Genomic DNA, 19468 nt, shown 5'->3' with positions numbered 1-19468 from the left:
GGCCGCCAAGGGGCGACTGTCATTCGCTCCAGTCTAAACAAGCACAGGCAAAGCGGCGGCGGGTGGCTGATTGCGTGAAGCGATTGAGCAATGCCACGAACACATGCAGCTCAACAACTTGACGCTTGAAGGTGCAGGCCTTCGCTCAGGAATTTGATGGTTGTGCAGTACGGCAGCCTCTTCGAAGCCTGCCACCTCTTTTTTCTGATCACGAAGACTGACGCTGAATGCCTGTTCGTAAGTCTTACCAAAAAATACCAAATTTCAGTGATGTACATCGCCACCGCCCGCCCCTAATCTCCATCGGGCCGCGCCCTAGGTTCTTTACCTGGACTCCAGCGGAGAAAACAAACACACGAGGGAGGATCGCCATGAACCGCAGTTACCGTCTTGTCTTTAATCACTGCTTGGGCGTCATGCAGGTGGCTTCTGAATTGGCTGCCGGGCGCAGAAAAAATGGCTCCGGCGGCGCGACGGTGCTCACGCCCCCACATATCTGGCGTCATTCACTGGGCGCGCTGGTGCTGGCCCTATCGGGGGCACTGGCTCCGCCCGCTCAGGCGCAAGTGTCGATTGCTGGAGATCTGTGGAACTGGGACGGTAATAATACGTGGAGCCCAGTTAGCCCGATGACGACCCCGAACACATGGGATACGAACATCTTCATCTTTGCACTAGGTGTCGAAGAAGGGAAAACAGGAACGCTTACGGTTTCCAACGGCGCGAAAGTGACAGGCGACGTCATTCACGTCGCTTACAGCGGCTATCCCCGTGTCGGTGGCAACGGCTCTGTGTGGGTCTCAGGGGCAGGATCTCGGATCGACATCAACGGCATGTATGTCGGCAACTCCGGCTCCGGCACGCTTACCATTGAAAATGGGGGGGTGTGACATCCAACCGTGCGGACATTGGCACAAACCTTGGTGCGACCGGCGTTGCAACTGTCAGTGGAGTAGGGTCTCAATGGATTATCCAGGGTAATACCAACCTAGTTTTCGTGGGCCGCTTTGGCAGCGGAACCCTAGAAATTTCGAATGAAGGACTGGTGCGCAACTCAGGGGAGTTCATTATCGGCGCAAGCTCAGGCCCGGGCTCGCTCAATGTGAGCACCAACGGTGTTCTCGAAACCAAACGAATAGGGTCGTATGGGATGGGCACGCTGAATCTGAACGGAGGTATTCTGCGTGCGCTGGAGAGTCGGTCAGACTTCCTGACTGGCTTCAGCCCGCAGACTCTGGGCAATGACGGCGCCATTTTTGACACCAACGGCTTCGACATCGGCGTCTCTACCGCCTTCGCTTCCCTGGCCAGTCAGAACAGCGGCCTGCGCAAACTGGGGCTGGGCAAGCTCACGCTCACGGCCAACAATAGCTACAACGGAACCACCACGATCAGTGCCGGCACGCTGCAACTGGGCAATGGCGGCACCATCGGCTCAGTCACGGGAGCCATCACCAACAATGGCACGCTGGCCGTCAACCGCAGCAATGCACTGACGCTGGGCCAGGTAATCAGCGGCAGCGGCAAGCTCGAACAGGCCGGCACGGGCACCACCACGCTCACGGCTAACAACAGCTACGGCGGCGGCACCACAATCAGTGCCGGCACGCTGCAACTGGGTAATGGCGGCACCACTGGCACGGTCACGGGAGCCATCACCAACAATGGCACGTTGGCCGTCAATCGCAGCAATGCACTGACGCTGGGCCAGGTAATCAGCGGCAGCGGCAAGCTCGAACAGGCCGGCACGGGCACCACCACGCTCACGGCCAACAATAGCTACAACGGCACCACCACGATCAGTGCCGGCACGCTGCAACTGGGCAATGGCGGCACCACAGGCAGCCTGGGTAGTGGCGCCATCAATATTGGCCAAGGCGCTGTGTTGGCCGTCAACCGCAGTAATTCGGTGACTCTGGGTCAGGTGATCAGCGGCGATGGCAGCTTGCGGCAAAACGGAGCAAACACGACCACGCTGACAGCGACCAACACCTATACAGGCGGCACGACGATCAACCAAGGCAAACTGGCTCTAGGTTCAGGTGGCAGTCTGGCGGCTACAGGTGCCGTGAATCTGGCGAGCAGCGGCACGACATTTGATATCAGCGCTGCAAGTGGCAGTCAGACCGTGGGCGCATTGTCTGGCGTTGCAGACAGCACTGTGGCGCTGGGTAGCAATGCGCTGACTTTTGGCGATGGCAGCAATCAAACGCTGGCTGCAACGGTAACCGGCGCCAGCGGCAGTCTGATCAAAAACGGTACGGGAACGACTTGGCTGACCGGCAGCAATACCTATACCGGCGACACCACTGTCAACGACGGCACCCTGGCCCTGGGTATAGGTGGCAGTCTGGCGGCTACAGGTGCCGTGAATCTGGCGAGCAGCGGCACGACATTTGATATCAGCGCTGCAAGTGGCAGTCAGACCGTGGGCGCATTGTCTGGCGTTGCAGACAGCACTGTGGCGCTGGGTGGTAATGCGCTGACTTTTGGCGATGGCAGCAATCAAACGCTGGCTGCAACGGTAATCGGCGCCAGCGGCAGTCTGATCAAAAACGGTACGGGAACGACTTGGCTGACCGGCAGCAATACCTATACCGGCGACACCACTGTCAACGGTGGCAAGCTGCTGGTAGGCAATGCTGCACAAGGCGGCTCGGTGGCGAGCAATGTGCTGGTCAATACCGGCGCTGCGCTAGGTGGCTCGGGCAGCATTGGCGACAATGTGACGGTGGGCAGTGGCGGTACTTTGTTGCCCGGCAATAGCCCTGGTACTTTGACGATTGGAGGCGATCTGACACTGATAGCTGCTTCGGGCGGCAATCCAGGCTCTACCACTACCTTTGAACTGGGTCAGGCAGGGGCCGTGGGTGGTGTCAGCAATGATTTGATCAAGGTGGGCGGCAGCGTGAACCTGGGCGGTACGTTGGATGCCACCGTCGCCTCGGCAGGCTGGTATCGCTTGATCAACTATGGAACCAGTGGTTCTGGCTCGGTGAAGGGTCAATTTGACAGCACGGCGCTGCACAGCTCCAGCAGCTTTGACGCCAGCAAGGCTACAGCCTCTGTGCTGACCACGGTGCCCAAGCAGGTCAATCTGGCGGTGGTGGGTCAGAACCAGACACTGCAACTGTGGAATGGTGCCAATGGCAATACATGGGATGCCAATACCGTTAACTGGACCAATGATGCACCCACGTCTGGTGTGACCAGTGGCTGGCAGGGATCGGTGGCAGTGTTTGGTACAGACACAGGAGCCACATCGGGAATCGTCACCGTTAGCGGCCAGCAAAGCTTTGACACCTTGCAGTTCAGCAGCAGCGGCTACACGGTGGCCGCTGCGACCAGCGCAGATGGCCTGCTGATCAGCCCTGCCAGCAGCAGCAACCCGCAGATCGGCATCATCAATGTGGACCCCGGCGTCAGCGCCGAGATTTCTGCAGGCATTGCCAATGGCACGGCCAGCAGCCTGACTCTGGTAGGCCCTGGCACGCTGACGCTGAGCGGCCAGAATAGCTATACAGGCGGCACCACCGTTAGCAAAGGTAAGCTGGTTGCAGCGTCCAACAGCGCTTTGGGCACAGGCTCGGTCACGGTCAATGGCAGCACCTCGGCCCTGAACGTCATCAGCGGCATCAGCCTGAACAATGCAGTGACGCTAGGCAACGAGGCAACGCTCAATAACTCGGGCACGCTGACGGCCACAGGCACGACCGTGAGCAGCACTAGCGGTCCGGTGACGGTCAACAACAGCAGCGGTGCCTTCATCAACCCTGGTGCGGGTGGCATCGCTATCAAGCTGCAAGGCGGTGGCGCTGTCAGTAATGCTGGGGAGATCGGTAATTCGGCTGCCAATGTGGGCGTAAGTCTGCAGGCGGGCGGTAGCATTGACAACCAGAAAGGCTCTACCATCGTCGGCACCCAAAGCGTGCAGGCAGCAGGCAGCAGCGCCGTCAGCCTGCGCAATGCAGGCAAGATCATTGGCAATGTGCAGCTGGACAGCAGCGCTGCCAACGGCGTCACATTGCTTACAGGCAGCAGCCTCACGGGCAACTTGAACATTGGCACGAACACAGGCTCTACGCTTGCGCTGGATGGAACAGGCAACCAGAGCTACTCCAGCGCCGTGACAGGTGACACCACATTGGCTGGAGCCTTGACCAAGGCTGGCACAGGCCCCTGGACGTTGGACAAGAACCTGGGCGGCGGCTTTGCCCCCACCAGCACGACGATTGTCGATGGCACGCTGGCTCTGTCAGGGGCGGGATCTCTGGGCAGCAGCTCATCGCTAAACCTGAGTGGCAGCAGCGCAAGCCTTGATATCAGCACAGCCAATGCAGGCCAGACCGTCAGCACGTTTGCTGGCGTGACTGGTAGCCAGATTCACCTGGGAGCTAATCAACTGAGCTTTGGCGACAACAGCAACCAGAGCTTTGCGGGCCGCATTGATGGCTCTGGCGGCATCACCAAGACCGGAGCAGGCACGCAAACACTGAGCGGCACCAATAGCTACACCGGCACCACCACCATCAGCGCAGGCACTTTGCAACTGGGTGACGGCACAGTAACAGGCCAGAGCAGCATCGCAGGTAATATCGCCAACAACGGCGCTCTCGTCATCAACAACCTGAGTGCGACCACACTGGCAGGCAAGATCAGCGGCACAGGCACATTGACCCAGCAAGGCACGGGCACTACCACGCTGACCAGCACTGCCAATAATTACACCGGTGCGACCCAAGTAGCTCAGGGTACTTTGCAGGCCGGTGCCACTAATACCTTCAGCAGCAGCTCTGCTTACACCGTGGCCACAGGGGCTACGCTGGATCTTGCGGGCTATAACCAGACGCTGGCTAGCCTGAACAATAGCGGCATGGTCAAGCTCAGTAGCAATGGTGGGGGCACTCCCGGCACTGTGCTCAAGGTCACTGGCGCCTATGTGGGTAATGGCGGAACCTTGGGGCTCTCCACTGTGCTGGCTGCTGATGGCAGTGCCACAGACAAGCTGTTGCTCAGTGGCAGCAACGCGGTCGCCAGCGGCAGCACCATCATCCAGATCACCAATGCGGGCGGCCTGGGGGGGCAAACCATGGGGACAGGCATTCAGGTGGTCGGTACGGAGAATGGCGGTAGCTTGCAGGCCAATAGCTTTACGCTGGCAGGCGAGCATGTGGATGCCGGTGCTTATGAGTACCGTCTGTTCCAGACAGCACAAGGGGCCACGCTGCAATCGACCGATACCCTGCTGGCTTACCGCAGCGAAGTGCCGCTGATGTCGGCCTTGCCCGCACAACTGCGTCAGGCGGATATGAGCATGCTGGGCGATATGCACAGGCGCATGGGTGATGACAATGTGCAGGCCAGTAATGGAGCAGGAACCACCAGTGCCGACCTAGGCCAGAACCGCCGGGTCTGGGGCCGCATTCTGCGCACCGACCCCACGATTCATCAGCAAGGCACGGTCACCCCAGAAAGCAGCGGTCATATGACAGGCTTTCAGGCAGGTTTGGACCTGTATGCCAACCAGAGCATCAAGGCGGGTATCTATGTGGGCCAGTTGGATGGCGATATGAGCACTACCGGGTTTGCTGGTGGCATCAACAGCAAGTACGTAGGCTTTAACACCCTGCACAGCCGCTATCTCGGTGTGTATGGCAACTGGAAAGACGCTTCGGGTCTGTATGCCGATACGGTGCTGCAAGGTGCTGACTACCGCAGCCAGTTGCACAAGACCGAGAACACCGGTGCCAATGCAGCCACCACCAAGGGCCGCGGCTGGCTGGTCTCTCTGGAAGTAGGCAAGCCATTTGCATTGAACAGCAACTGGCAGATTGAGCCGCAGGCCCAGTTGATCTACCGCAAGATCAGCTTGGACGACACGGCGCTGAGTCTGGCTACCGTCAAAAATCGTGCAGATGACGATTGGACCTTGCGTCTGGGCGCCCGTATCAAGGGCAGCTTTACCACCAGCGCCGGTATGCTGCAGCCCTATGGCCGCATCAATCTCTACAAGGCCAGCAGTACGACGGACGTTGCCAGCTTTGTAGTGCCTGCTGCGACGACTGACATCAAGGCCAAGGGTGGTTACACCTCCACCGAACTGGCTGCAGGTGCATCGCTGCAGGTGCGCAAGAGCACCAGCCTGTATGGTGAACTGGGCAAGCTCTGGGCCAATGGGGGTGACAGCCGGGTCAAGAGCGGGGTGCAGGCTTCTGTGGGGATTAAGGTGCTGTGGTGATCTAAGCCCCAGCAAGACAAAGGCCCGCGACAATGGCTACGGGCCTTTGTCTTATGGCAATGTGAAGCAGCCATAGGACAGATGGTTGAGGAAGGCTGCTCTCGCTGGAGGCTGTGTGAAAACTCGTTCAACTAAGAAATTCAGGGATCTTCTCACCATTCCCTAGAGCAAGGAAAACGCATACAGAGCGATCTGAGAGGTCAGTTTTTTGCTGAGCTCAGTGCTTGATGCGTTTTTACGCAGCCTCGCTGCAAAGCAGGCTTAGAAATTTGCGTCAAATTCAGTTCCGCTACAGCGATCCTATTCTTTGAAACTGCGCCAATGTGAAAGGGCTGTACGACTGCTGAGGAGCTTCTGATAGATGTTTTGAGACACCGAGCCCCTTGGCCGACTCAGCGTTCGAAGCGCATCTGGGCTAGAACAGCACTTCAATGTCATTCCCCAAACGGGAATAGAACTTATTGTCAAAAATACCGTGTTTTGACAATTTTTTGAGCATTCCGCAACTTTCCATCTTTAGAGCCGTACAGCTAGGTAATGTTGGTCTGATTACCAAAAATCCCCTCGGAGATGTCACTTACGATTCGTTTTACAGGACGGACACAACTTTATTGTGTATATATTTTTGCCTTCCAACGAGCTTCAGAACAGAACTTATTGTCTGAGGACAGAACTTTATTGTCAGTGACCAAGCGAGGCTTGCTCATACTTGGAGCCTGCGGCTTACGAGATGGCGATTTCTGCAACAGCGTCTCTAACTTACCGAACTTCGGAATGCTCTGCACTGGGCACACATGTGCAAGCGCCTTTCTGTGTGACTTTGGCAGGGCATCCATAGCGAGAGACGTTCCAGATGCTCAGTAATACAAGCCAGAATGGCCTTGCCAGCCACCTCCAAGAGCCTTAAACAAGGCTGCCAGGGCCATTTGTCGTTGCGCGCTGACCTCGATCAGCGCCATCTGCTGGGTGAAGTCAGTGCGCTGCGCGTCCAAATAGCGCAAATGGCTGTCCACTCCGGCGCGGTAACGCAATTCGGCCAATCTACGTGTGTTCGCGCTGGTCTGGACCAAGCGTTGACGAGCGCTCTCTTCCCGTCTCAAAGTCTCGACAGCGACCAGTGCGTCACTGACTTCGCGAAACGCTGTCTGAATGCTGCGCTCATACGTGGCTACCGCCATGTCTTTGCGCAGCTGCGCGATTTCCAAATTGGCCTGATTGCGTCCGCCATTAAAAATAGGCAGGTTGATCTGTGGCATGAAGGACCATGTGCGTTGAGCACCGTCAAAGAGGCCGGACAGCCCAGCGCTTGCAGACCCATAGGAGCCTGTCAGCGAGATGCGTGGAAAGAACGCGGCCCGTGCCGCGCCGATGCTCGCATTGCGTGACCGGAGCTGATACTCAGCCGCGCGGATATCCGGCCGCTGGGCGAGTAGATCAGAAGGCATGCCTGCGGCGATTTCCTGGACCAATGGCGTAGAACTCAGCTCCGATTCGACCTGCACCAGGCCGTCGCCTACCAGCCAGCTCAAGGCGTTGTCAGCCTGACGCAGCTCGCGCTCGAAGCGCTCGATATCGGTACGTGCAAGCTCTACCAAGCCTTGAGCTTCTTGTTCGTCCAGACGGCTGGCGGTCCCCGCCTTGTTGCGCTCACTCACGAGTTGCCACTCCTTTTCACGCGCCTGTACTGTGCGCAGTGCCAAGGCCTTGCGCTGCCTCGCGCTGTCTTGCGAGAGCGATGCCTGAATCACTTCTGCAATCAGGCTGATCTGCACGCTGCGCGTGGCCTCCTGCGTGGCAAGGTATTCCATTTGCGCCGCCTCGGACAAGGACTGCACGCGTCCGAACAGATCCAGCTCGAACGCCATCAGCCCCGCATTGACCTGATAGTTGCTCTGGACAGTGGAGCTACCCGTGCCACTCAGGTCGGCAGGCTGGCGTTGGCGACCGCCGTTGGCTTGCGCACTCACTGCGGGCAACTGATCCGCGCGCTGCACGCGGTAGGCCGCGCGCGCGGCCTGTACATTGAGCAATGCCTGCCGCAAGTCGCGATTGTTCGCCAGCGCTTTGGTGATACGTGTGCGCAGGCGTTCGTCGGTCACGAAATCCTCCCATTGCAATGCCGTGGCCGTTGCTGCGCCAGGCGAAGCTGGCGCACTCCATGTGCCAGGGATGGGTGTGGGGGGCCTTTCGTAGCTTGGCGCAAATGAGCAACCTGCCAGTGCAATGACCATGAGCGAAAGCGCCGCTCTTCGCATTGGGACATGCGCGCTCATGCAGATTCTCCTTCGGAGGTGTTGTTTTTCACTTCGGATTCGGAGGTGCGCTTTCGCCATAGCGACAGCACAAACACAAAGAAGATTGGGACAAACAGCACGCCCAGTAGCGTGGCGCTGATCATGCCGCCGATCACACCGACGCCGATGGCGGCCTGACTGGATGCGCCCGCACCTGTGGCCAGCGCCAGAGGAACCACACCCAGAATGAAGGCCAAAGAGGTCATCACAATCGGGCGAAATCGCAAGCGTGCCGCCTGCAATGCAGCGTCCATCAGCGAGTGGCCGCGTTCATGCAGGTCCTTGGCGAACTCCACAATCAGAATGGCGTTCTTTGCGGCAAGGCCGATGATGGTGATCAAGCCCACCTTGAAGTACACGTCATTGGACAATCCCATGGCCGAAGTCGCCAGCACCGAGCCCAGCGCACCGATGGGCACGATCAGCATGACTGCGGCGGGAATGCTCCAGCTTTCGTACAAGGCCACCAACAGCAGGAACACCACCACAATGGCTAGGGCAAAGAGCTTGGGCGCCTGCGCGCCTGCAGCCTTTTCCTGGTAAGACAGTGCGGTCCATTCATAGCCTATGCCGGCTGGCATCTCGCCCATGATGCGTTCGAGCTCGGCCATGGCTTCACCCGTGGTGTGACCAGGCTTGGCATCCCCCGCAATGCGGAAGGCCGGGTAGCCGTTGTAGCGCGAAATCTGCACCGGCCCCATCTCCCAGTCCACCGTGGCAAAAGAAGCAAGCGGCACCTGCTGCCCCTGAGAGTTGGGCACATACAGACGCAGCAGGTCTTCAGGCGTCATGCGTGATTTCGTATCGGCTTGCACCACCACACGCTGCAGACGACCGGCATTCGGAAACTCGTTGATCACCGCCGACCCGTAAGCCGTGGAAAGCGCCGCGCTGATGGTCGCAAAGCTCACGCCCTGAGCCTGGGCCTTGCGGCGGTCGATATCCATGCGCAACTGGGGAGCGTCTTCGAGGTTTTCCATCATGGCATAGGCGATCACCGGCGACGCGTTGGCTTTCTTCAGCAGCTCGTCACGTGCGGCAATCAGCGCCTCGCGGCCCAGACTGGCGCGGTCTTGCAGCCGCAGCGAAAAGCCACCGGAATTACCGAGACCATCAATGGCCGGAGGCTCCACAGCCATGGCCGTGCCATCCGACAGACTGCCAAAACGCTGGTTGAAAGCCTGAACTTCGTCTGAAGCCGCCTGTCCGGCACCGCGCAGAGACCAGTCCTTGAGGGTGACGAATGCCATCGCTGTGTTCTGTCCCATGCCGGAGAAGCTGTAGCCCATGAGGAATTCTGTCTGCGCCGTGGCCGGACGACTTTGCACAAATGCTTCCATGTCACGCACCACGGCGGTCGTGCGGGTCTCGGTCGCACCCGGCGGCAGCTGCACGCTGACGATGTAGTAACCCATGTCTTCGGTCGGAACGAAGGACTCCGGCATGCGTGTATAGGCCAAGCCCAGCCCGCCCACAATGGCGACGTAGATGAGCATGTAGCGGCCCGCGCGCTTGACCAGCCGCTGATTGAGCAGAGAAAAGCGCTCGGTCAGCTTTTCGAAGTAGCGATTGAACCAGCCGAAAAAGCCTTTCTTCTCTTCATGGTGTCCCTGGGGGATGGGCTTGAGCAGCGTGGCACACAGCGCCGGCGTGAAGGTCAGCGCCAGCAAGCCCGAGAACAGGATGGACACCGCCAGTGAAAGCGAGAACTGCCGGTAGATCACACCCACCGAACCGCCCATGAAGGCCAGCGGCAGGAACACCGCCACCAGCACCAGGGTGATGCCGACGATGGCACCTGAGACTTGCTGCATCGCCTTCACGGTTGCCGCCAGCGGCGACAGTCCTTCTTCGGCCATGATGCGCTCGACGTTCTCCACTACAACGATGGCGTCGTCCACCAGAATGCCGATGGCCAGCACCATGCCGAACATGGTCATCATGTTGACCGAGAAGCCCAGCGCATACATCACCGCCAGCGTGCCCGCCAGACACACAGGGACCACGATGGTGGGGATCAGCGTATAGCGCAGGTTCTGCAAGAACAACCACATCACCAGAAACACCAGCACCACGGCTTCGATCAACGTCGTGATCACCTTGCTGATGGCTACCTCGACGAAGCGGGAGGTGTCATAGGGCACTGTGTGCTGAATGTCGCTGGGGAAATTTTTTGACAGCTCATCCAGTCGCTCCTTGACGGCCTTGGCGGTCTTCAGGGCATTAGCTCCGGGTGCGAGCTGTACGGCCGCAGCCACACCTTTGTGGCCATCCTCGCGCGAGGCAAAGCTGTAGTCGAGCTGACCCACCTCGAGACGGGCCACATTCGCCAGATACACCACCGAGCCGTCGGCCTTGGCGTGCAGCACGATCTGGCCGAATTCCTCGGGCGAGCTCAACGTGCCCTTGACCGCGATGGTCGCGCTCAGCTCCTGCTCTGCAGAACCCGGTTGGCTGCCGAAGCTGCCTGCCGGTACCTGCGCATTCTGCGCGGCGATGGCTGCGTTCACATCGGCGACCGACAGCCCGTAGCTCAGCAATTTCTGAGGGTCAATCCATACCCGCATGGCCACATCGGCGCCAAAGAACTGCACCTTGCCAACACCGGGCACTCGGCGAATCTCGTTGTTGATATTGCGTACCGCGTAGTCGGACAGCCGGACTTCGTTCTTGCCGCTATCGTCGCCCTTGTAGGTCAGCGAGTAGATCAGCAGAAAGCTGGCGCTGGCTTGCTCGACCTGCAATCCCATCTGCATCACGGAAGAGGGCAAGCGCGCTTCGGCTTTCTTGATGCGGTTTTGCACTTCCACCTGAGCGAGTGCGGGGTCGGTGCCTGGCGCGAACGTGGCCGTGATTTCAGCCAGCCCCGTGGAGCCGCTGGACGAATCGAAATAGAGCAGGCCCTTGGTGCCATTGAGCTCTTCCTCGATGACGCTGGTGACCGACTCCATGACTGTGGTGGCCGACGCCCCCGGATAGGTTGCCGAGATGGAAATTTGCGGCGGAGCGACGTTCGGAAACTGCGCCACAGGGAGCATCGGAATCGCCAGCAATCCGCCGAGCAGGATGAAGATCGCCACGACCCAGGCAAGCTTGGGGCGATCAATGAAGAACCGGGACATTGTCTATCCTTGTACAGGGCGGGTATTTTGTTCAGTCAGCATCCGACATACAGACGTTTGTTGCTCAATTTTTTGTAGCATCAACGGAGTCTTTTGCGGTGTCTGCCACTTTGTGTGTCTCGGCTCTCACTTGCACTTTGGCTCCGGGCACAGCTGCGGCCAGACCGCCAACCAGAACACGGGCGTTCGCCTTCAGACCATTGGTGATATGCCATTCAGCGCCATACATGGCCGCTGTGGTGACAGGCTGGGAGTGCACCGTGTCCTGTTCATCGAGAACCAGTACATGGGCCAATCCATCGCTGCCGCGCTGCACCGCACGCTGCGGAACAAGGATGGCGCTTGGCTCTTCCCCCTGACTGACCGTCACACGCACAAACATTCCGGGCAGCAGCAAACCGTCCTTGTTGGGAAACTCACCGCGCAGCGATAGCTGGCCGGTGCCGCGATCTACGGTCACATCGGAGAAAAGCATCCGCCCCTGGCGCGCTTCATCCATACCGTCCGCAACCAGCGTGAGGCGCGTGCTCTGTTTTGCAGCATCCCCATTCAGGTGCTGAGCGCGCAAACGTGTGGCCAGCGCTGCGGGCTGGCGGAAGTCGGCATAGATCGGATCAAGCTGCTGGATCACCGCCATCGGTGTGGCCTCGCCTTGACCGACCAAGGCACCTTCCGTCACCAGGGCTCGGCCAATTCGGCCCGAGATGGGAGCCTTCACGGTGGCGTAGTCCAGATTCAGGCGTGCCGTCTCCACATCGGCCTGAGCCGATTGGCGCAGGGCCTTGGCGCTATTCAACGTGGCCTTGGCTGTATCGAAATCCTGACGGCTCACCGCATCCTGCGCGACCAGCGGCTCATAGCGGCGCACCACGGACTGTGCATCCAGCAACGCTGCGTCGGTCCGCGCCAGCTCGCCCTGCGCACGGGCCAGTGCCGCACGCAGTGGGGCCGGGTCGATGTTGAACAGCACATCGCCGGCCTTCACGTCAGCCCCTTCCTTGAAGTGACGGCTCAGCACAATGCCTGGCACTCTGGCGCGCACTTCCGCCACGCGCACAGGCTCGATACGTCCGGGGAGTTCATCCGTAAGCGTTAGCGACCTGGTCTTGACGGTCATGACATCCACCACCGGCAACTCTTGCGATGGCCCCTCCGCATCCTTCTGAATGCATCCTGCCAACACCATTGCGGCTGCCACTGCGGCGAGGGCTGGCCATCTGCGCATTTCCCGGCTTCTTGTCTTCATGGCTTTTGCGCCTTGTCAAATCTAGAAAGACGCGGATGATGCATGAAGATACTTATTGAATCAATTTTGATTCAATAAGACCTTTCAAGATTCAAGTGATATAGCTGCTACTTAAACTCAGTACCTGAGAGCAATAGCTTGGCTGCTTGAATCAAAATAGATTCATACATATCCGACCCAACCGGAGCCACGATGAAAACAACAGCCCTTTCCGAAAACTCCGCAATCCTTGCCCCGCTGGCGCTGGCGCTGGTCAATCAGCCACGTGCCACCTTGCAGGAACTGGCCACGGCCATCGGCATCAGCAAGACCACGCTTTACCGGTTCTGCCCCACGCGAGAGTTGCTCGTCAAGCGCCTGCTCGACCAAAGTCTGCGCACACTTGACGATGCGCTGGATGAGGCCCTGATCGATGAAGGGCCGGTACTGGAGGCCCTCAGGCGGCTCAATGCCAAACACCTTGAGCACCGCGAATTCACGCTGTTTCTGACCTATTACTGGAACGAAGTCGACAAACCGGTGGAGGAGACAGCGGCCTGGGAGCCCAAGGTCGATGCATTTTTTCTGCGTGGCCAGCAAGAAGGCGTGTTTCGTATCGACTTCAGTGCAGCAACGCTGACCGAGCTCTGGTTAGGAACGCTGATTGCGCTGATCGATGGCGAACGCAGAGGACGCATACCACGGGCCGCATTGGCTCAGTTGGCAGAACAAGCTCTTTTGCACGGAGTCATACGCAAGGATTGAATCGCCCCGGATTACGCACGCCTGCGCAATGACGCTTTGTGCGTAGTAGGGCTGCGAATGCCACTTATCCACGAATCCTCTCGAACATCTTGGAGCCATGCCTGCTGGCTCTGTTGAGGAGGCTCACCCGCTGGATGCCTCTGGTATCTACGACGATGTGTTGTCTGGAGCTGAGTATGTCTCGGCCCATGGGGTTGCGACCCGTTTCTTGGAGCTCAGGGCGATAGCTGCAACTACAGTTCTTTGCGAGCGGGACGTCTTGCCATAAGAATCAGCGCATGCATTCATGCGTGGCCCTCCGTACATGCAACAACGCCCTTTGATTTTTGATGCGCTGAGCTAAGGTGAATTTCGAATGAAATCAGCCCCAGGCCCAATCCTTCAAAGCGCCTACAGCTACCAAATCAGGAGTTACTGGCGAACGAACGGCGCGCCGCTGAGTTTGGCTCCAGCCTTGATGCCGCGCTTGGCAAACCAGCCCTGATTCATTTCCAGCACATAGCGCACGGGTTTGGCCGAGCAGTGGGAGTCGTCGCTCATGGGCTTCATGTCGGCCAGGTTGACGATGGTGCCGTCGTCGGCCACAAAGGCGGCGGTGAGTGGCAGCAAGGTGTTGCGCATCCAGAAGCATTGCACTCCGGGCACATCAAAGATGAAGAGCATGCCTTCTTGCTGGGGCATCTCTTTGCGGAACATGAGCCCGATCTCACGCTGCTGGGGCGTCTGGGCGAGTTGTGTGTCGATACGGTACATGCCGGCGGTCAGGTCTACACGGCGCAGGTTCATCTGCGGCTGGCCTTCATCGCGGGCCATGGCGGGCGTCATGCTGCTCACACTGGCAAGGGCGAGCAGGGCCGTCGATGCCAGAGCGAGCCAGCGGGAGCGTGGACTTTTTTGAGTGCGTTGGAGAGAGGTCTTGTCGAGAGAGTTCTTCATAAGCCTTGCATGCCAGACAGGGGATCGAAAACCAGAACCAGAAACATGTTCTCACGCGCTAGGCACGGAAAGTCTGTATCGCTTTCTATTTTGCAGGCGTTGTGGGCATGGACTGCTAGGTTCAAGCAGGTTTGAGCCATTTTTTGCAGCGCTGCAACGGCTGGTTTTATGCGGTTATTCTTGAGATGGACTGAGTAAGGCGGGTAAGTGATGCCTGCTCTTTGCTCTCAAAACGTGATTCCTGCACCAATCTGGGTGGAGGCTCGCGCAGAGATGCCAAAATCAGGGTCAAGACAAGCACCAGCAAGGTGCGCCGCCGCACAGTATTCAAGATCAGGAGATTTCACAGCATGAGCCAGACCCAGCACATTCAGGTTCCGCCGCAGGGCGAGAAGATCAGCGTCAATGCGGACAAGACGTTGAACGTTCCTGACCAGCCCATCATTCCTTTTATTGAAGGTGATGGCGTCGGTGTCGATGTGACGCCGGTGATGCGCAAGGTGGTCGATGCTGCCGTGGCCAAGGTCTATGGCAGCCAGCGCAAGATTGCCTGGATGGAAGTGTTTGCGGGCGAAAAGGCCGTGCGCACCTATGGCCCCGATGTATGGCTGCCCGAAGAGACGGTCGCTGCCGTGCGCGACTACGCTGTGTCCATCAAAGGCCCGCTGACCACGCCTGTGGGTGGCGGCATTCGTTCGCTGAACGTGGCGTTGCGCCAGGAGCTGGATCTTTATGTCTGTCTGCGCCCCGTGCAGTATTTCAAGGGCGTGCCTTCGCCGCTGAAGGAGCCTGAGAAGACGAATATGGTGATCTTCCGTGAGAACTCGGAAGACATTTACGCGGGCATCGAGTATGCGGCGGGCAGCGAGAAGGTGAAAAAGCTCATTGACTTTCTGGCCAAGGAACTGGGCTCCAGCAGGATTCGCTTTCCGGAGACCTCGGGCATCGGCATCAAGCCCGTGTCGCGCGAGGGCACGGAGCGACTGGTGCGCAAGGCGATCCAGTACGCCATCGATCACAACCACCCCAGCGTGACCCTGGTTCACAAGGGCAACATCATGAAATACACGGAAGGCGCTTTCCGTGACTGGGGCTATGCGTTGGCGCAGCGCGAGTTCGGTGCCGAGCTGATGGATGGCGGCCCCATGTGTCGCATCAAGAACCCGAAGACGGGCAAAGACATCATCATCAAGGATTCCATCACCGATGCCTTCCTGCAGCAGATTCTCATGCGCCCGGCTGAGTATTCGGTGGTGGCCACGCTGAATCTCAATGGTGACTACATCTCGGATGCGCTGGCCGCGCAGGTGGGCGGTATCGGCATTGCGCCTGGCGCCAATATGTCGGAGACGATTGCCTGCTTTGAAGCCACGCACGGCACGGCACCGCGCTATGCGGGCAAGGACTATGTGAACCCCGGCTCCATGATTCTGTGCGCGGAGATGATGCTGCGCCATATGGGCTGGCGTGAAGCGGCGGACCTGATCGTGCAATCGCTGGAGAAAGCAATTCTGAGCAAGCATGTGACCTATGACTTCGCTCGCTTGATGGATGGCGCGACGCAGGTGTCGTGCTCGAAGTTTGGGGATGTGGTCATTTCCATGATGGACTAGCCAAGTTACCCCTGAGGCGCTGCGCGCCTTTGCCCAAGGGGACAACAGCTTTGCTGCGGGGCGGCCCCTGCTTGCTGTCTCTCGCTTTCTCGCTTGAGGCGTGTCGAATCAAGCGGTGCGCGTGCATTGCGTTTAAACAAAAACAGCCCCGACGGGGCTGTTTTTGTGGGGGCTGGCGATCAGCGCGGGGGCAGCTCGCAGCCGTCGGGTCCGCAGCTGGGGTCCGCATCACCGGCTTGCTGTGGGTTGAGGGCGGCGATTTGCTCTACCCATTCCGCCAGTTGCTGTTTCCAGCCTGACACATCGCCCAGCCATTCACCCAGTTCAAGGCGCTGCACGGCGCGCTGGCCGGGTTGTTCGGGGTGGTCAAACTCCAGCGCCAGAGTGGGGAAGCCTTGACCCTGAACCATGCCCAGCCACTGGCGGCTGTCGGCAATGTGTTCATGGGTGGCTACGCCGCTTTGCTCAGCGTAGGCAGCGTCATAGGCCGCGCTGTCCAGGCCGATGCTGGCGGCCAGCTCGCGCAGTACGGCGGGGTCGCTGATGCGGCGGCCGTCCACGTAATGGGCTTTTTGCTGGGCAGACAACATTTCCAGGCCTTGACCTGAGAGCGCTTCAGCCGCCAGCAGTGCCGTAGTGGGGGGCTCGGAGTCGAGTGGCGCGCCAATGTCGTTCAGCAGGCCGTTGAAGTAGGCCTCGCCAAAGGGCTGGCCGGTCATCTCGGCAATGCGCTGGTCGCTGGCCATGACTTTTTCGCGCCAGTCGGCGGTGATAGTGCGGGTGTGGTCGCCGGTCAGCATGCCGCCTGCATGCCATTGAACCTGAATGCCGGGCACTTCGCGTGCGGCTTTGACCAGCGGGGCGGCGGCGTAGCACCAGCCGCAAAGCGGATCAAAAATATAGTGCAGCACCAAGGCCGCAGGGGTGAATGTAGTCATGGGCGGGATAGCCTTGAAAGGCCTGCAAAAGTACGAACAGTCTTCAATGTAAAGGCTGTGCCAAAGGCGCTGCTGTCTTCTGCAGGATGACCCTGGCGGTGATCTTGGCAAAATGGGCGCATTGTCCTTTGCCTGATCTGTACCTATGCGCATGAATGTCACGCCACCGCCGCGTTCACCCCAACAATCCGAGCCTACGCCGCAGTCCGTTGCCCGGCGCAGCACTTTTCTGTTTTTGCTGTTCTGGCTGGTGGTGATGGGCGGCATGTATCTGGCCATGCAGCATTTTCTAAAGCCCGCGCAGGCCAAAGTCCTGGCCGATGGTACGGTGCGCATTGAGCGCGGTATGGACGGGCACTTTCGTGCCAAGGGCTATGTGAACAACCAGCCTGTGACCTTTCTGGTCGATACGGGCGCATCTTCAGTCAGCGTGACCGACGTGCTGGCCGACCGTGCTGGACTGGAGGGCGGTGAGAAGGTGCGCTTTCGCACCGCCAACGGTGAGCGCGACGGCCGAATTGTGGTGGCGGATGAGGTGCGCATTGCCAGCTTGCGCGTGCGCGATGTGCGTGTGGGAACGGGCTACACCGGTGACGATAGCGACGATGCGCTGCTGGGCCAGAATTTTCTGCGCTTTTTTGATGTGCAGATGAGCGGCGATGAAATGCTGCTGCGCCCGCGCAAGCCGGGCCGTTGACTGGGGGGGAGCCATGGACACAGCGATCGACACCGGAAACAACGCGGTTCACGTTTGTGCGGTGGCAGGCCGCTTTTGCCTTTAAGCCTTGTCTGACTGCATTAAAGTAGGCCGCTTTGCCAACCGGCAAACAGAACAGGCGCGCTACGCCGCAGACTTACACGGTTTGCGCTGGCTGGTGTGCCCGCCATGCTCATGAGTGAAAGACATGTTCCGTGACTGTTGCCATTTAATGGACTGCGCGCCAGATGGCGTGCGGCGGACGACACTCAATGGACTGGTTAACCCAACTCTTCAAGACCCTTAACGACTTTGTCTGGGGCGTTCCCATGATCGTGCTGATTCTCGGCACGGGCTTTTACCTGCAGATTCGACTGGGCTTCATGCCGCTGCGCAATATCGTGCGGGGCTTCCGCATGATCTGGCGCAGCCGCCGCCCCGGTGACAAGGCGGATGGCGACATCACCCCCTATGCCGCGTTGATGACGGCGCTGTCTGCCACGGTGGGCACGGGCAATATCGCCGGCGTGGCTACGGCCATTGCCGTGGGCGGGCCCGGTGCCTTGTTCTGGATGTGGATGACCGCATTGCTGGGCATGGCCACCAAGTACGGTGAAGTGGTGCTGGCGGTGAAATATCGCGAGAAGAACGACCACGGCCAGTGGGTGGGCGGCCCCATGTACGCCATCAAGAATGGTCTGGGCCGCAAGTGGAAGTGGCTGGGGACCCTGTTTGCTTTGTTCGGCGGTCTGGCTGGTTTTGGTATTGGCTCCATGGTGCAGTCCAACGGCATTGCATCGGCCATGCATACGGCTTTTGGTCTGGAAAACTGGGTGACCGGCGTGGCGCTGGCTGTGATGACCGGCGCTGTGGTGCTCGGCGGCATCACCCGCATTGGTGCGGTGGCTGAAAAGCTGGTTCCCGCCATGTGCGTGGCTTATGTCATTTGCGTGCTGTATGTGCTGGGCGTCTATGTGGACCGCATTCCTGCGGCCTTTGCGCTGATTTTTGAGCAGGCCTTCAACCCCTCGGCGGCAACCGGTGGCTTTTTGGGATCGACTGTGCTGATGGCCATCCGCATGGGTGTGGCCCGCGGTATTTTTTCGAATGAAGCGGGCTTGGGCACTGCCGGTATTGCACAGGCCGCTGGAGCCACGCGCGATCCGGTGTTCTCGGGCCTGGTCGGCATGATGGGTACGTTCATCGACACCATCATCGTCTGCACCATGACCGGTCTGGCCATTGTGGTCAGCGGTGTCTGGCACTCGGGTGCCACGGGCGCGGTGCTGTCGACGCAGAGCTTTGAGGCCGCCATGCCGGGCATGGGCAAATATGTGCTGGCTGTTTGTCTGTCCGTGTTTGCCTTCACCACCATTCTGGGCTGGGCCTATTACGGCGAAAAGTGCTGGACGTATCTGGTTGGCACCGTCTGCGAAAAGCCTTTCCGTATTTTCTGGACGATCAGCGCCTTTGTGGGCGCCGTGGCGACGCTGGACTTTGCCTGGCTGGTGGCCGATACGCTGAACGCGCTGATGGCGATTCCGAATCTGATCTCTTTGTTGCTGCTCTCGCCTGTGATTGTTCAACTCACCCGCGAATACTTTGCGCGCAAAGAAAATCAATAATCACTTTTGATAGCT

The 19468-nt window shown here is 59.1% G+C and carries 11 protein-coding genes; 6 read left to right on the top strand and 5 right to left on the bottom strand.

What is annotated here, in order from left to right:
• The first annotated feature begins 371 nt into the window (after positions 1-371).
• Positions 372-890, top strand: coding sequence for an ESPR-type extended signal peptide-containing protein (locus tag HF327_RS19455; protein ID WP_198462045.1), 519 nt, complete (start codon positions 372-374; stop codon positions 888-890).
• Positions 891-1150: 260 nt separating this feature from the next.
• Positions 1151-6238, top strand: coding sequence for an autotransporter-associated beta strand repeat-containing protein (locus HF327_RS19450; RefSeq protein WP_198462031.1), 5088 nt, complete (start codon positions 1151-1153; stop codon positions 6236-6238).
• Positions 6239-7095: 857 nt separating this feature from the next.
• Here the strand turns inward: HF327_RS19450 and HF327_RS19445 are convergent.
• The 3 genes from HF327_RS19445 to HF327_RS19435 form a co-directional block, all read right to left on the bottom strand.
• Positions 7096-8511 carry an efflux transporter outer membrane subunit gene (locus HF327_RS19445; RefSeq protein WP_198462030.1) on the bottom strand — a complete coding sequence of 472 codons (1416 nt, stop codon included), beginning with the start codon at positions 8509-8511 and terminating at the stop codon, positions 7096-7098.
• The gene (locus HF327_RS19440) at positions 8508-11654 is read right to left on the bottom strand and encodes an efflux RND transporter permease subunit (RefSeq protein WP_198462029.1); all 3147 of its coding nucleotides are present in this window, start codon (positions 11652-11654) and stop codon (positions 8508-8510) included. The genes HF327_RS19445 and HF327_RS19440 overlap by 4 nt, the downstream gene beginning before the upstream one ends.
• 64 nt (positions 11655-11718) lie before the next feature.
• Positions 11719-12900 carry an efflux RND transporter periplasmic adaptor subunit gene (locus tag HF327_RS19435; protein WP_198462028.1) on the bottom strand — a complete coding sequence of 394 codons (1182 nt, stop codon included), beginning with the start codon at positions 12898-12900 and terminating at the stop codon, positions 11719-11721.
• A 192-nt stretch (positions 12901-13092) separates the two neighbouring features.
• Between HF327_RS19435 and HF327_RS19430 the strand changes: the two genes are divergently transcribed.
• Positions 13093-13644, top strand: a complete 552-nt coding sequence (locus HF327_RS19430) for a TetR/AcrR family transcriptional regulator (RefSeq protein ID WP_198462027.1) — start codon at positions 13093-13095, stop codon at positions 13642-13644.
• 411 nt (positions 13645-14055) lie between these two features.
• On the opposite strand, the gene HF327_RS19425 is transcribed toward HF327_RS19430, so the two are convergent.
• Positions 14056-14469, bottom strand: coding sequence for a DUF192 domain-containing protein (locus HF327_RS19425; protein ID WP_236024296.1), 414 nt, complete (start codon positions 14467-14469; stop codon positions 14056-14058).
• Between the two features lie 461 nt (positions 14470-14930).
• On the opposite strand from HF327_RS19425, the gene icd reads away from it, so the two are divergent.
• Positions 14931-16193: an NADP-dependent isocitrate dehydrogenase gene (icd, locus tag HF327_RS19420; RefSeq protein ID WP_198462025.1), complete on the top strand. Its 1263-nt coding sequence runs from the start codon at positions 14931-14933 to the stop codon at positions 16191-16193.
• A 179-nt stretch (positions 16194-16372) separates the two neighbouring features.
• Here icd and HF327_RS19415 read toward each other — a convergent pair whose 3' ends face one another.
• Complete coding sequence (locus HF327_RS19415) at positions 16373-17131, bottom strand: DsbA family protein (protein ID WP_198462024.1); 759 nt, start codon at positions 17129-17131, stop codon at positions 16373-16375.
• Positions 17132-17276: 145 nt separating this feature from the next.
• Here HF327_RS19415 and HF327_RS19410 point away from each other — a divergent pair, with 145 nt between their 5' ends.
• Positions 17277-17828 carry a retropepsin-like aspartic protease family protein gene (locus HF327_RS19410; RefSeq protein WP_198462023.1) on the top strand — a complete coding sequence of 184 codons (552 nt, stop codon included), beginning with the start codon at positions 17277-17279 and terminating at the stop codon, positions 17826-17828.
• Between the two features lie 272 nt (positions 17829-18100).
• On the top strand, positions 18101-19453 hold the full coding sequence (locus HF327_RS19405; protein WP_198462022.1) for an alanine/glycine:cation symporter family protein: 1353 nt from the start codon (positions 18101-18103) through the stop codon (positions 19451-19453).
• Positions 19454-19468 lie beyond the last annotated feature (15 nt).

The organism is Comamonas suwonensis (assembly GCF_012844455.2).
Lineage (GTDB): Bacteria > Pseudomonadota > Gammaproteobacteria > Burkholderiales > Burkholderiaceae_C > Comamonas > Comamonas suwonensis.
This window is presented reverse-complemented; position numbering and strand designations above follow the sequence as displayed.

Coding starts and splice junctions, on each gene's coding strand:
- HF327_RS19455 (WP_198462045.1), top strand. CDS start 372: ATGAACCGCAGTTACCGTCTTGTCTTTAATCACTGCTTGGGCGTCATG.
- HF327_RS19450 (WP_198462031.1), top strand. CDS start 1,151: ATGGGCACGCTGAATCTGAACGGAGGTATTCTGCGTGCGCTGGAGAGT.
- HF327_RS19445 (WP_198462030.1), bottom strand. CDS start 8,511: ATGAGCGCGCATGTCCCAATGCGAAGAGCGGCGCTTTCGCTCATGGTC.
- HF327_RS19440 (WP_198462029.1), bottom strand. CDS start 11,654: ATGTCCCGGTTCTTCATTGATCGCCCCAAGCTTGCCTGGGTCGTGGCG.
- HF327_RS19435 (WP_198462028.1), bottom strand. CDS start 12,900: ATGAAGACAAGAAGCCGGGAAATGCGCAGATGGCCAGCCCTCGCCGCA.
- HF327_RS19430 (WP_198462027.1), top strand. CDS start 13,093: ATGAAAACAACAGCCCTTTCCGAAAACTCCGCAATCCTTGCCCCGCTG.
- HF327_RS19425 (WP_236024296.1), bottom strand. CDS start 14,469: ATGACGCCCGCCATGGCCCGCGATGAAGGCCAGCCGCAGATGAACCTG.
- icd (WP_198462025.1), top strand. CDS start 14,931: ATGAGCCAGACCCAGCACATTCAGGTTCCGCCGCAGGGCGAGAAGATC.
- HF327_RS19415 (WP_198462024.1), bottom strand. CDS start 17,131: ATGACTACATTCACCCCTGCGGCCTTGGTGCTGCACTATATTTTTGAT.
- HF327_RS19410 (WP_198462023.1), top strand. CDS start 17,277: ATGCGCATGAATGTCACGCCACCGCCGCGTTCACCCCAACAATCCGAG.
- HF327_RS19405 (WP_198462022.1), top strand. CDS start 18,101: ATGGACTGGTTAACCCAACTCTTCAAGACCCTTAACGACTTTGTCTGG.